This window comes from Radiobacillus deserti, from assembly GCF_007301515.1.
In the GTDB taxonomy this organism is placed as follows: domain Bacteria; phylum Bacillota; class Bacilli; order Bacillales; family Amphibacillaceae; genus Radiobacillus; species Radiobacillus deserti.
Genome location: NZ_CP041666.1, coordinates 109,770 through 123,133, shown reverse-complemented (window position 1 = coordinate 123,133; position 13,364 = coordinate 109,770). Strand labels below are relative to the sequence as shown.

Below are 13,364 nucleotides of genomic sequence, written 5' to 3'. Positions count from 1 at the left end.
TATCAGCCCCCTAACGTTGCTTTTAGCGCTTCTTGAACAGTGTTTACACCGATTACTTCAATAGATGTAGGAGGTGTCCAGCCTTCTAAATTCTTTTTTGGGATAATAGCGCGCTTGAATCCTAACTTTGCCGCTTCTTGAACTCGTTGATCAATCCTAGCCACCCTTCTTACTTCCCCAGTTAGACCGACTTCTCCGATGAGCACGTCATTCGGCTTTGAAATTTGATCCTTAAAGCTAGAAGCAATACTTACAGCAATCGCTAAGTCGATTGCGGGCTCGTCTAACTTCACACCACCAGCCACTTTTACATAGGCATCTTGATTTTGCAAAAGTAAGCCAACCCTTTTTTCTAGCACTGCCATTAACAAAGGAACACGGTTATGATCTATACCGGTTGCCATTCTTCTAGGATTCCCGAAGCTCGTTGGTGATATTAAGGATTGAATCTCGACAAGCACCGGACGACTACCTTCCATAGAAGCGACCACCGTTGACCCTGCTGCACCTTGAGAGCGCTCCTCTAAGAAGATTTGGGAAGGGTTCAGTACTTCTTGTAAACCTTCTTCCTTCATCTCAAATATCCCCATTTCATTCGTGCTACCAAACCGATTTTTGACTCCTCTCAAGATACGAAAGGTGTGGTGTCGCTCTCCTTCGAAGTAAAGGACAGCATCTACCATGTGCTCCAATAATCTTGGTCCGGCAATAGAGCCTTCTTTTGTCACGTGCCCTACGATAAAAATAGGAATGCTTCTACTCTTTGAAATCCGCATTAATTCACTCGTACATTCACGCACTTGTGAAACACTACCTGGCGCGCTCGTTACTTCCTCCCGATAAATGGTTTGGATGGAATCGATAACGACAAAATCTGGATCTAGTTGATCAATTTGATTTACGATATCGACGAGGTTTGTTTCAGCTAACACATATAGGTTATCTGACATAACCCCTAATCGATCCGCTCTTAATTTGGTTTGTCTAGCAGATTCTTCACCCGATATATAAAGAACCTTTAAAGAACTATCTGCAAGCTGGGAGGACACCTGTAAGAGTAAAGTCGACTTCCCAATACCCGGATCTCCACCGATTAGGACCAGGGAGCCTGGCACGACACCGCCACCTAATACTCGGTTAAACTCGGGCATCTTTGTGCGAATCCTTGGTGTATCCTCAGAAGCAATTGAAGTGATACGTTCTGGTTTCTTATTATCGGATGGTGGAGATACTAATGTATGCCTTGAACCACTTGAAGATGCTACTACTTCTTCTACTAAGCTATTCCAGCTTTGACATCCAGGGCATTTCCCCATCCATTTTGGGGATTCATAGCCACATTCCTGACAAACAAACCTAGTTTTTTTCTTTGCCAAATGGATCGCCCCTGTCTATTACCATTGTATACGAACAAAATAACATGAAAGTTACATTGTTCTATCAATTTTATTAAAAGTTCCTATTTTTGTCATAAGTGTAACTACCTATATCTTTTTCCCTATATCTTAATAGAGGGTAGAAAAAATCGGAAGGTAAATACCCTCCGATTTTAAAGATGGGTGTACAGTTTTTTATTTATTTTTACTTCCCGGAAACTGTAAATTCACCCTTCTTATTTACATCAATTTTAATTTTTTGTCCTTGCTTAATTGTTTCTTTTAACAGCTCTTCTGAAAGGAGATCTTCTACGTTTTTCTGTAACGAACGACGCAGAGGTCGTGCCCCATATTCAGGATCAAAGCCTTCATCAGCTATTTTTTCAATTGCTTTATCCGTCAATTTGAAATCAATATCTTGCTCCGCTAGTCGTTTTTGAAGCTGTTCAACCATTAGAGTTACAATATCTTTCATATGCTTCTTCTCGAGCGAATGGAACACGATAATTTCGTCTATACGGTTTAAAAATTCTGGGCGGAACGCTTTCTTCAATTCATTCATCACTTTGGATTTCATGTCCTTGTAGTCCGCTTCTTCGTCACCAAGATTAAAGCCAACGTATTTGTTACGTTTTAGTTCATCTGCACCGACGTTAGAAGTCATGATTAGAATTGTATTACGGAAATCCACGACTCTTCCTTTAGAATCCGTTAAACGACCATCTTCTAACACTTGAAGTAATATATTGAATACTTCAGGATGTGCTTTTTCCACCTCATCTAACAGCACAACCGAATAAGGCTTTCTTCTAACCTTTTCCGTTAATTGGCCACCTTCTTCATACCCAACATAACCTGGGGGAGAACCAACTAAACGAGAAGTCGAATGTCTTTCCATATATTCCGACATATCAATGCGAATCATCGATTCCTCATCACCAAACATCGATTCCGCTAGCGCTCTTGCTAGCTCGGTTTTCCCTACTCCTGTTGGTCCTAAGAAGATAAAGGAACCAATTGGACGTTTTGGATCTTTCAATCCTGCTCGTGCTCGACGAATCGCTTTTGAAATGGATTTAACCGCTTCTTCTTGACCAATGACACGATCATGTAAGACTTGCTCCATGTTCAATAAGCGTTCGCTTTCGTCTTTCGTAAGCTTAGAAACTGGAACACCTGTCCAAGTGGATACGACACTCGCAATATCCTCGACTGTTACCTCTGAGCTTTCTTGTCCTTGCTTTTCTTTCCATTCGTCTTTTGTTTTGTCTAGCTCATCACGAAGACGTTGCTCACTATCTCGTAAGGATGCTGCTTTTTCAAATTCTTGGCTTTGAACAGCCGCATCTTTCTCTTTTTTAATTTCTTCCAAGCTTTGCTCTAATTCCTTAAGGTTTGGTGGAGCAGTGTAAGAACGTAAACGGACTTTAGACGATGCTTCATCGATTAAGTCAATCGCCTTATCAGGTAAGAAACGATCCGTAATATAGCGATCAGAAAGACTAGCAGCAGCTTCAATTGCTTCATCTGTAATAGTTACACGGTGGTGTGCCTCATAGCGATCACGTAAACCTTTTAAAATTTGAATCGATTGCTCTAAAGTTGGTTCATTAACTTGAATAGGTTGGAACCTTCTTTCAAGAGCAGCATCTTTTTCGATATATTTACGGTACTCATCTAATGTAGTAGCTCCAATACATTGAAGCTCTCCGCGTGCTAGAGATGGTTTTAAGATGTTAGATGCATCTATGGCACCCTCTGCACCTCCAGCTCCAATTAATGTATGAAGCTCGTCAATGAACAAAATGATATTTCCGGCTTGGCGAATTTCTTCCATCACTTTCTTTAAGCGATCCTCGAATTCCCCACGATATTTCGTGCCGGCAACCACTGTACCCATATCTAATGTCATCACTCGCTTATCGCGAAGAATTTCAGGAATTTCATTGTTCACGATTTGCTGTGCTAAGCCTTCCGCAACTGCGGTTTTCCCAACACCAGGTTCCCCGATTAATACTGGGTTATTTTTTGTTCTACGACTAAGTACTTGAATCACACGTTCAATTTCTTTTTCACGACCAATTACTGGATCGATATTTCCTTCTTTAGCAATCGCAGTCAAATCACGAGCCAAAGAGTCCAAGGTTGGCGTATTCGCTGCAGCAGATTGCCCCCCACGGCCATGCTGACCGCTAGCAGATTCATTACTACCTAGAAGCTGAAGTACTTGTTGACGCGCCTTATTCAGGCTTACACCTAGGTTATTTAATACTCTAGCAGCGACACCCTCTCCTTCTCGAATAAGACCGAGTAAGATGTGCTCTGTTCCAACATAGGAATGGCCAAGCTTTCTTGCTTCATCCATTGAAAGCTCTATTACTTTTTTCGCTCTCGGTGTATAGTGAATGGTTTGGGACACTTTTTGTCCCCGACCAATGAGTTGTTCTACTTCTTCTTGGATTTTTTCCGTTTCTAATCCAAGAGAATGAAGGGCTTTGGCTGCGATACCTTCCCCTTCGCTAATTAATCCAAGTAAAATATGCTCGGTACCGATATTATTATGACCTAACCGCACAGCTTCTTCTTGGGATAAAGCCAATACTTTTTGTGCTCTCTCTGTAAAACGGCCAAACATCATTTAGAATTCCTCCTTACATTTTCACATTCAATTTTCCATATTAAATCGCTGACGAATAAGTGAAGCACGTAGTATATCTCTTTCTTGTGCGGATAGTGTTTTCCCTGCATATTGTTGCAAAAAACCTGGTTGAGTTAAAATCATTAGCTCATTAAGAATAGTATTCGATATATTCTTTATATAACCGACATCAATCCCTAAGCGAACATCTGATAAACAACTAGCTGCTTCTTTAGATTCTATGATTCTGCTGTGCTCCAGTACACCATAAGACCGAAAAACTCGATTTTCTAATTGAATTCCATTTTCCTCCACTAATCTGGAACGAGCTTCTCTTTCTTGAACAATCAGCTTTTCTACAACACTTTGTAAATCCTGCACAATGTCTAACTCTGATTTACCTAACGTGATCTGGTTTGATATTTGAAAAATATTTCCTAACGCTTCGCTGCCTTCACCGTATATACCTCTTACAACCAATCCCAACTGGTTAATGGCTGGCATCATCCGGTTTATTCTTTGTGTAATAGCTAGGGCAGGAAGATGCATCATAACCGAAGCTCTCATCCCTGTTCCAACATTCGTCGGACAACTTGTTAGATAACCTCGGCTTTCATCAAAGGCATAGTCTACCTTCTCTTCTAACCAATCATCTAATTCAAAAGCTTTTTCTAATGCTTTTTCTAATTGAAACCCCGGAAAATACAGTTGTATACGAATATGGTCCTCTTCATTCACCATAATTGAAACTTGCTCATTTAGAGATATTAAAGCACCTGCTTGATCCGAGGCACCAGCCAAGTATGGACTTATTAGATGCTTTTCGACTAACACCCGCTTTTCTATAGGCTGCATGTCTTTCATTTTAATTAATTCTAAATCTTTATACGTTTGAAAGGATTGTTGATTATATTGCTCTTCAAAAAATGAAAGTACCTTTGTTAGATCCTCTTCAGTAGCGATTATAGGAAATATGATGTTATCAAAATTTCGCGCCAGACGAATCCGACTACTCATTACAATATCACTATCCGGACCATCCTCCCGCATCCAAGGACTTATTGCTTCATTAACAAACTGTTGGAAAGACATTAAGATTCATCCTCCCCAGTACTTTTACTTATTTCTAACGCTTTAATCTGGTCTCGCACTTCTGCCGCTTGTTCAAACTCTTCTGCTTCAATAAGCTCTTTTAACTTTTCTTTATATGCTTCGATTTGCTGCCGATGTCTGATATCCATTCCCTTTCGGTTAGGGACTTTACCTTTATGCCTTGTGTTACCGCTATGCACCCTTCTTAAAATAGGGTTTAATCGGCCAGAGAATGTTTCATAACAACTAGCACATCCAAACTTTCCTACTCTGGTAAACTCTTGATAAGACATCCCACATTTAGGACATGACAGACCTTGCTCTGTGTTCACTGCCTTCTTCTGTTCACTTAAGTCAAAGTTAAAGAGACCCGATAGTAGATCATGAAGAGTGTAAGCTTCTTCTTCAAAAGAGATATAACCTTTTTCTTTCGCGCATTGCTCACAGACTTTAATTTCTGTTTTATTACCGTTCACAATCTTCGTGAACTTCAAAGTTGCTTGACGCTCCTGACACTCTTGACATTCCAAAGCTGTCCTCTCCCTTCTCTAATATTTTAAGGTTGAAAGCATAGCCGTTAAAATCTTGGCTCGCAACTCATCACGAACCGGTAATGGAAAGGATAGTGTGTCTCGACTCACCGCGCTAATCATAATCTTTGCTTCCCTTTTGGTGATGAGCTCTTCCTCATACATCCTTTCTAAAATATCTATGGAAGCTTGCTGAGTTACTTGAGGATTAATCATTTCAATAATTTCATCAATTAATTTTGCCTTGTCCTCATGTTGAATTCGTATAATTCGGATATAGCCGCCGCCACCACGTTTGCTTTCCACCAAGTATCCTCTTTCCATAGTAAAACGTGTGTTAATTACATAATTAATTTGAGAAGGGACGCATTGAAATCGGTCAGCAATTTCACTTCTTTTTATTTCTACAGCATTTTTATCATTTGTCTTTAAAATTTGTTTCAAATATTGTTCAATGATATCTGAAATGTTACTCATGCTGCCTCCCCTTTCGTTTGACTTTGACTATCTTTGACTTTATTTTAATTATACTACGAATTCAGAAGGTTGCAACCTTAATTATCTCTCTCTATCCTTGCCTTTTTTATAGAAAATGAAACAGATAATTTTACTTTTATTGATCATAAGAAGATTCTCTTACTTCTTTAATTCCTTTCATATCAGCTAAACGGTCGTAAAATTTGTGCTTGCTAAACGATTTCTTTATCATTATCTCCATGTCTACAATTAATCGGTTTTGTTTATCTCTGCTCCACTCTAATTTTCTAGTGATTACTTGTGTATCATTAAGAACTACTTCTAATTCAACAAAGTTCCAATCTGGTTCTGCAATAAGTTGAAGTGTTTGGACTTCCTTTCTTTTAAGAAAAAACCTTTCAAATTTATTCAAAAATACGAGACTTAATAAAATGATAATGGTTGTGAAAATGGCAATGTCATACATCCCAGCTCCAACCACTAGGCCGATACCTGCAACAGTCCATATGGAAGCTGCTGTCGTTAAACCCCTTATCGTCATTCCACTTACAATTATCGTCCCAGCACCTAAAAACCCAATCCCGCTAATCACATAGGATGGAATTCTCGCGGGATCAAATCTCACCTTATCACTACTATCCATAAAGTTCTCAAACCCGTATAAGGATAACAACATCATTAGGCAAGAACCTACACCAACTAAAATATGTGTTCGAAACCCCGCTGACTGATTTTTCAACTCTCTTTCGAAACCTATAGCGCCAGATAATGTTAGTGCAATTAATATTTTTACCATCATAGGCAGAAAATTCGAATGAAATAAATAATCCATGATGATCCTCCTCGGTGCATACCACGTTGATAACGTATTGTTCCATATGTATGTAAATAAACACTTATACATAATACCCTTTTTGCATATTTCTAAATCCTTTTTCATCAAGATTCAAAAAACCAAAAAAAGCCTTTTATGCAATATGAATGCATAAAAGGCTTTTTATCTTGCCTAGCGACGTCCTACTCTCGCAGGGGCAATGCCCCAACTACCATGGGCGCTGAAGAGCTTAACTTCTGTGTTCGGCATGGGAACAGGTGTGACCTCTTCGCTATCATCACTAGACCTTAAATGTAGAGTTGAGTTTATACCCTAAAAACTAGATAAGAGTTAGACAATCAAACGAGCTATAGCCACGGCCAGCTCCAGTGTCCAGCAACTAGCGAGACTTCCCTCACCTTCGTACGATAAGTCAACATCGATTCGCTTTCGCTCACCGTGTTTCCTTTATCTTACGTAGAGGAACGTCAACTAGAACCGTCACATCCTGTGACGACATTGACGTGACCAACATCCCGTTGGCCTCAGTCCGTACGTTGCTAAGCGGGACACTTCCGCTTTTGATCTTTAGTTAAGTCCTCGATCGATTAGTATTCGCCAGCTACACATGTCACCATGCTTCCACCTCGAACCTATCAACCTCATCGTCTCTGAGGGATCTTACTCATTTGAAATGATGGGAAGTCTCATCTTGAGGGGGGCTTCATGCTTAGATGCTTTCAGCACTTATCCCTTCCACACGTAGCTACCCAGCTATGCTCCTGGCGGAACAACTGGTGCACCAGCGGTGTGTCCATCCCGGTCCTCTCGTACTAAGGACAGCTCCTCTCAAACTTCCAACGCCCACGACGGATAGGGACCGAACTGTCTCACGACGTTCTGAACCCAGCTCGCGTACCGCTTTAATGGGCGAACAGCCCAACCCTTGGGACCGACTACAGCCCCAGGATGCGATGAGCCGACATCGAGGTGCCAAACCTCCCCGTCGATGTGGACTCTTGGGGGAGATAAGCCTGTTATCCCCGGGGTAGCTTTTATCCGTTGAGCGATGGCCCTTCCATGCGGAACCACCGGATCACTAAGCCCGACTTTCGTCCCTGCTCGACTTGTAGGTCTCGCAGTCAAGCTCCCTTCTGCCTTTACACTCTTCGAATGATTTCCAACCATTCTGAGGGAACCTTTGGGCGCCTCCGTTACTCTTTGGGAGGCGACCGCCCCAGTCAAACTGCCCACCTGACACTGTCTCCGAACCGGATCACGGTCCTGGGTTAGAAGGTCCGTACAGCCAGGGTGGTATCCCACCAGCGCCTCCACCGAAGCTAGCGCTCCGGTTTCTCAGGCTCCCACCTATCCTGTACAAGCTGTACCAACATTCAATATCAGGCTACAGTAAAGCTCCACGGGGTCTTTCCGTCCTGTCGCGGGTAATGCGCATCTTCACGCATAGTATAATTTCACCGGGTCTCTCGTTGAGACAGTGCCCAAGTCGTTGCACCTTTCGTGCGGGTCGGAACTTACCCGACAAGGAATTTCGCTACCTTAGGACCGTTATAGTTACGGCCGCCGTTTACTGGGGCTTCGGTTCAACGCTTCGCCGAAGCTAACGCATCCCCTTAACCTTCCAGCACCGGGCAGGTGTCAGCCCTATACTTCGCCTTTCGGCTTCGCAGAGACCTGTGTTTTTGCTAAACAGTCGCTTGGGCCTTTTCACTGCGGCTTCTCATGCAAGAAGCACCCCTTCTCCCGAAGTTACGGGGTCATTTTGCCGAGTTCCTTAACGAGAGTTCTCCCGATCACCTTAGGATTCTCTCCTCGCCTACCTGTGTCGGTTTGCGGTACAGGCACCTCTTTCCTCACTAGAGGCTTTTCTTGGCAGTGTGAAATCAGGAACTTCGGTACTATATTCCCTCCCCATCACAGCTTGTGATTGCCAGACGGATTTGCCTATCTGACACTCACTGCTTGGACGCGCTCATCCAGCGGCGCGCTTTCCTATCCTACTGCGTCCCCCCGTCGTTCAAACGGAAAGGAGGTGGTACAGGAATATCAACCTGTTGTCCATCGCCTACGCCTTTCGGCCTCGGCTTAGGTCCTGACTAACCCTGAGCGGACGAGCCTTCCTCAGGAAACCTTAGGCATTCGGTGAAGAAGATTCTCACTTCTTTTTCGCTACTCATACCGGCATTCTCACTTCTAAGCGCTCCACCAGTCCTTACGGTCTGACTTCGCTGCACTTAGAACGCTCTCCTACCATTGTTCGTAAGAACAATCCACAGCTTCGGTGATACGTTTAGCCCCGGTACATTTTCGGCGCAGAGTCACTCGACCAGTGAGCTATTACGCACTCTTTAAATGGTGGCTGCTTCTAAGCCAACATCCTGGTTGTCTAAGCAACTCCACATCCTTTTCCACTTAACGTATACTTGGGGACCTTAGCTGGTGGTCTGGGCTGTTTCCCTTTCGACTATGAACCTTATCACCCATAGTCTGACTCCCAAGATAAAGTAGCTGGCATTCGGAGTTTGACTGAATTCGGTAACCCGATGAGGGCCCCTAGTCCAATCAGTGCTCTACCTCCAGTACTCATTTCTTGAGGCTAGCCCTAAAGCTATTTCGGAGAGAACCAGCTATCTCCGTGTTCGATTGGCATTTCACCCCTACCCACACCTCATCCCCGCACTTTTCAACGTGCGTGGGTTCGGGCCTCCAGTCAGTGTTACCTGACCTTCACCCTGGACATGGGTAGATCACACGGTTTCGGGTCTACGACCCCTTACTACAACGCCCTATTCAGACTCGCTTTCGCTGCGGCTCCGTCTATACGACTTAACCTTGCAAGAGATCGTAACTCGCCGGTCCATTCTACAAAAGGTACGCCGTCACCCGTTAATGGGCTCCGACTACTTGTAGGCACACGGTTTCAGGTTCTCTTTCACTCCCCTCCCGGGGTGCTTTTCACCTTTCCCTCACGGTACTGGTTCACTATCGGTCACTAGGGAGTATTTAGCCTTGGGAGATGGTCCTCCCGGATTCCGACGGAATTTCACGTGTTCCGCCGTACTCAGGATCCACTCTGGAGGAAACAGTCTTTCGATTACAGGGCTCTTACCTTCTTCGGCTGATCGTTCCAGATCGATTCGTCTACACTATTTCTTTGTAACTCCGTATAGAGTGTCCTACAACCCCAGAAAGCAAGCTTTCTGGTTTGGGCTGTTTCCGTTTCGCTCGCCGCTACTCAGGAAATCGCATTTGCTTTCTCTTCCTCTGGGTACTAAGATGTTTCAGTTCCCCAGGTCTGCCTCCTATATCCTATGGATTCAGATATAGGTACTACTCCATTACGAGCAGTGGGTTTCCCCATTCGGAAATTCCCGGATCAACGCCTACGTACGGCTCCCCGAGACATATCGGTGTTCGTCCCGTCCTTCTTCGGCTCCTAGTGCCAAGGCATCCACCGTGCGCCCTTCTTCACTTAACTAATAGTCTGTGAAAAGACGTGGTCTTTACTAAAATTGATGTCTTGTTTAGTCTAGTTCCGGCTCCTAACAGCTAGCGTATAGGCAATCTCTCTACAAGTCTTCTACGAAGACTCTACGCGAGCTTTCCTATCCGTACGCTGCTGAGCAGTCGCCTTCACTTCCTAATACTTATCTAGTTTTCAAGGTACAACTTCCACATGACGTGGTGACTTCTGTGTTGTCACAGGACGTGACGGTTTTAACAGAAGTTCATTGAAGGATTTTAATCCCTCAAAACTGAACCAAACAACCAAGTATGTCTCTGACCAGCTCCGAAGAGCTGGCTTCCGTTATCTTTCCTTAGAAAGGAGGTGATCCAGCCGCACCTTCCGATACGGCTACCTTGTTACGACTTCACCCCAATCATTGGCCCCACCTTCGGCGGCTGGCTCCTAAAAGGTTACCTCACCGACTTCGGGTGTTGCCAACTCTCGGGTGGACGGGCGGTGTGTACAAGGCCGGGAACGTATTCACCGCGGCATGCTGATCCGCGATTACTAGCGATTCCGGCTTCATGTAGGCGAGTTGCAGCTACAATCCGAACTGAGAATGGTTTTATGGGATTGCTTCACCTCGCGGCTTCGCTGCCTTTGTACATCTCATTGTAGCAGGTGTGAGCCCAGGTAAAGGGGCATGATGATTTGACGTCACCCCCCCTTCCTCCCGTTTTGTCAACGGCAGTCACCTAGGAGTGCCCAACTAATGCTGGCAACTAAGATCAAGGGTTGCGCTCGTTGCGGGACTTAACCCAACATCTCAGACACGAGCTGACGACAACCATGCACCACTGTCACTCTGTCCCCGAAGGGAACGCCCTATCTCTAGGGTTGTCAGAGGATGTCAAGACCTGGTAAGGTTCTTCGCGTTGCTTCGAATTAAACCACATGCTCCACCGCTTGTGCGGGCCCCCGTCAATTCTTTTGAGTTTCAGCCTTGCGGCCGTACTCCCCAGGCGAGTGCTTAATGCGTTAACTTCAGCACTAAGGGCGGAAACCCCCTAACACCTAGCACTCATCGTTTACGGCGTGGACTACCAGGGTATCTAATCCTGTTCGCTCCCCACGCTTTCGCGCCTCAGCGTCAGTTACAGACCAGAGAGTCGCCTTCGCCACTGGTGTTCCTCCACATCTCTACGCATTTCACCGCTACACGTGGAATTCCACTCTCCTCTTCTGCACTCAAGTTCCCCAGTTTCCAATGACCCTCCACGGTTAAGCCGTGGGCTTTCACATCAGACTTAAGAACCGCCTGCGCGCGCTTTACGCCCAATAATTCCGGACAACGCTTGCCCCCTACGTATTACCGCGGCTGCTGGCACGTAGTTAGCCGGGGCTTTCTCGTTAGGTACCGTCAAGGTACAAGCAGTTACTCTTGTACGTGTTCTTCCCTAACAACAGAACTTTACGATCCGAAAACCTTCATCGTTCACGCGGCGTTGCTCCGTCAGACTTTCGTCCATTGCGGAAGATTCCCTACTGCTGCCTCCCGTAGGAGTCTGGGCCGTGTCTCAGTCCCAGTGTGGCCGATCACCCTCTCAGGTCGGCTACGCATCGTTGCCTTGGTAGGCCGTTACCCTACCAACTAGCTAATGCGCCGCGGGTCCATCTATAAGGGACAGCAAAAGCCGCCTTTCAACTTTCTCCCATGCAGGAAAAAGTGTTATCCGGTATTAGCCCCGGTTTCCCGGAGTTATCCCAGTCTCATAGGCAGGTTACCCACGTGTTACTCACCCGTCCGCCGCTCGTTCCACTATCGTCACCCCGAAGGGGTCAGATAGCTTCCCGCGCTCGACTTGCATGTATTAGGCACGCCGCCAGCGTTCGTCCTGAGCCAAGATCAAACTCTCCAATAGAGTTTTGAGTTCTTTACTCAATAATAAAGCTAGCTAAAATCTTACTTAACATACTGGTTGTTTTGTTCAGTTTTCAAGGATCAAAAAACATAAAAATGGTGGAGCCTAGCGGGATCGAACCGCTGACCTCCTGCGTGCAAAGCAGGCGCTCTCCCAGCTGAGCTAAGGCCCCGTTTAAAATAAATTCATGGTCGGGAAGACAGGATTTGAACCTGCGACCCCTTGGTCCCAAACCAAGTGCTCTACCAAGCTGAGCTACTTCCCGTTAATGGCGCGCCCGAGAGGAGTCGAACCCCTAACCTTTTGATCCGTAGTCAAACGCTCTATCCAATTGAGCTACGGGCGCATGGTGCCGAGGGCCGGACTTGAACCGGCACGGTAGTCACCTACCGCAGGATTTTAAGTCCTGTGTGTCTGCCAATTCCACCACCCCGGCATGGCAAATTGTATGGAGCGGAAGACGGGATTCGAACCCGCGACCCCCACCTTGGCAAGGTGGTGTTCTACCACTGAACTACTTCCGCATTTTGAATTGGTGCGGGTGGAGGGACTTGAACCCCCACGTCAAGAGACACTAGATCCTAAGTCTAGCGCGTCTGCCAATTCCGCCACACCCGCAAGAAAATGGTGAGCCATGCAGGATTCGAACCTGCGACCCTCTGATTAAAAGTCAGATGCTCTACCAACTGAGCTAATGGCTCATATCATCAATATGAGCGAAAAGCTCATAAATTTTTAATAGTTCGAATATAGATGATATTAAGTGGTGCCGGCCAGAGGACTTGAACCCCCAACCTACTGATTACAAGTCAGTTGCTCTACCAATTGAGCTAGACCGGCATATGGTGGAGGATGCAGGGCTCGAACCTGCGACCCCCTGCTTGTAAGGCAGGTGCTCTCCCAGCTGAGCTAATCCTCCGATTAATATCGCCTGGCGGCGTCCTACTCTCGCAGGGGCAATGCCCCAACTACCATGGGCGCTGAAGAGCTTAACTTCTGTGTTCGGCATGGGAACAGGTGTGACCTCTTCGCTATAACCACCAGAC

The 13,364-nt window shown here is 45.3% G+C and carries 6 protein-coding genes, 9 tRNA genes and 4 rRNA genes; all 19 read right to left on the bottom strand.

Features of this window, described 5'->3' with window-relative positions:
• Positions 1–2 precede the first annotated feature (2 nt).
• Positions 3–1,376, bottom strand: a complete 1,374-nt coding sequence (gene radA / locus FN924_RS00620) for a DNA repair protein RadA (RefSeq protein ID WP_143891612.1) — start codon at positions 1,374–1,376, stop codon at positions 3–5.
• Between the two features lie 205 nt (positions 1,377–1,581).
• The gene (gene clpC / locus FN924_RS00615; protein ID WP_143891611.1) at positions 1,582–4,014 is read right to left on the bottom strand and encodes an ATP-dependent protease ATP-binding subunit ClpC; all 2,433 of its coding nucleotides are present in this window, start codon (positions 4,012–4,014) and stop codon (positions 1,582–1,584) included.
• A gap of 27 nt (positions 4,015–4,041) precedes the next feature.
• Positions 4,042–5,106, bottom strand: a complete 1,065-nt coding sequence (locus FN924_RS00610; RefSeq protein WP_143891610.1) for a protein-arginine kinase McsB — start codon at positions 5,104–5,106, stop codon at positions 4,042–4,044.
• The gene (locus FN924_RS00605) at positions 5,106–5,636 is read right to left on the bottom strand and encodes a protein-arginine kinase activator protein McsA (RefSeq protein ID WP_143891609.1); all 531 of its coding nucleotides are present in this window, start codon (positions 5,634–5,636) and stop codon (positions 5,106–5,108) included. The genes FN924_RS00610 and FN924_RS00605 overlap by 1 nt, the downstream gene beginning before the upstream one ends.
• Before the next feature lie 18 nt (positions 5,637–5,654).
• Entirely contained in the window at positions 5,655–6,113 is a 459-nt protein-coding gene (locus tag FN924_RS00600) for a CtsR family transcriptional regulator (protein WP_143891608.1), read from the bottom strand.
• A gap of 136 nt (positions 6,114–6,249) precedes the next feature.
• Complete coding sequence (locus tag FN924_RS00595; RefSeq protein WP_143891607.1) at positions 6,250–6,945, bottom strand: MgtC/SapB family protein; 696 nt, start codon at positions 6,943–6,945, stop codon at positions 6,250–6,252.
• Between the two features lie 172 nt (positions 6,946–7,117).
• A 5S ribosomal RNA gene (gene rrf, locus FN924_RS00590) occupies positions 7,118–7,233 on the bottom strand.
• A 282-nt stretch (positions 7,234–7,515) separates the two neighbouring features.
• A 23S ribosomal RNA gene (locus FN924_RS00585) occupies positions 7,516–10,426 on the bottom strand.
• Positions 10,427–10,770: 344 nt separating this feature from the next.
• A 16S ribosomal RNA gene (locus FN924_RS00580) occupies positions 10,771–12,318 on the bottom strand.
• 96 nt (positions 12,319–12,414) lie between these two features.
• Positions 12,415–12,490, bottom strand: a tRNA-Ala gene (locus tag FN924_RS00575).
• 16 nt (positions 12,491–12,506) lie between these two features.
• Positions 12,507–12,583: transfer RNA gene (locus FN924_RS00570), tRNA-Pro, on the bottom strand.
• A gap of 4 nt (positions 12,584–12,587) precedes the next feature.
• Positions 12,588–12,664, bottom strand: a tRNA-Arg gene (locus FN924_RS00565).
• A 1-nt stretch (position 12,665) separates the two neighbouring features.
• Positions 12,666–12,754, bottom strand: a tRNA-Leu gene (locus tag FN924_RS00560).
• Positions 12,755–12,767: 13 nt separating this feature from the next.
• Positions 12,768–12,842, bottom strand: a tRNA-Gly gene (locus FN924_RS00555).
• A 9-nt stretch (positions 12,843–12,851) separates the two neighbouring features.
• Positions 12,852–12,936, bottom strand: a tRNA-Leu gene (locus tag FN924_RS00550).
• 7 nt (positions 12,937–12,943) lie between these two features.
• A tRNA-Lys gene (locus FN924_RS00545) sits at positions 12,944–13,019 on the bottom strand.
• A gap of 63 nt (positions 13,020–13,082) precedes the next feature.
• Positions 13,083–13,158, bottom strand: a tRNA-Thr gene (locus FN924_RS00540).
• A gap of 3 nt (positions 13,159–13,161) precedes the next feature.
• Positions 13,162–13,237: transfer RNA gene (locus tag FN924_RS00535), tRNA-Val, on the bottom strand.
• Positions 13,238–13,247: 10 nt separating this feature from the next.
• Positions 13,248–13,363: ribosomal RNA gene (rrf, locus tag FN924_RS00530) — 5S ribosomal RNA — on the bottom strand.
• Together the 16S, 23S and 5S rRNA genes with 9 tRNA genes alongside form the textbook arrangement of a ribosomal RNA operon.
• Position 13,364: the final 1 nt, after the last annotated feature.

What these genes read in the sequence shown, in the direction of transcription:
- FN924_RS00595 (WP_143891607.1), bottom strand. Translation starts at nt 6,945, where the DNA reads ATGGATTATTTATTTCATTCGAATTTTCTGCCTATGATGGTAAAAATA.
- FN924_RS00600 (WP_143891608.1), bottom strand. Translation starts at nt 6,113, where the DNA reads ATGAGTAACATTTCAGATATCATTGAACAATATTTGAAACAAATTTTA.
- clpC (WP_143891611.1), bottom strand. Translation starts at nt 4,014, where the DNA reads ATGATGTTTGGCCGTTTTACAGAGAGAGCACAAAAAGTATTGGCTTTA.
- FN924_RS00610 (WP_143891610.1), bottom strand. Translation starts at nt 5,106, where the DNA reads ATGTCTTTCCAACAGTTTGTTAATGAAGCAATAAGTCCTTGGATGCGG.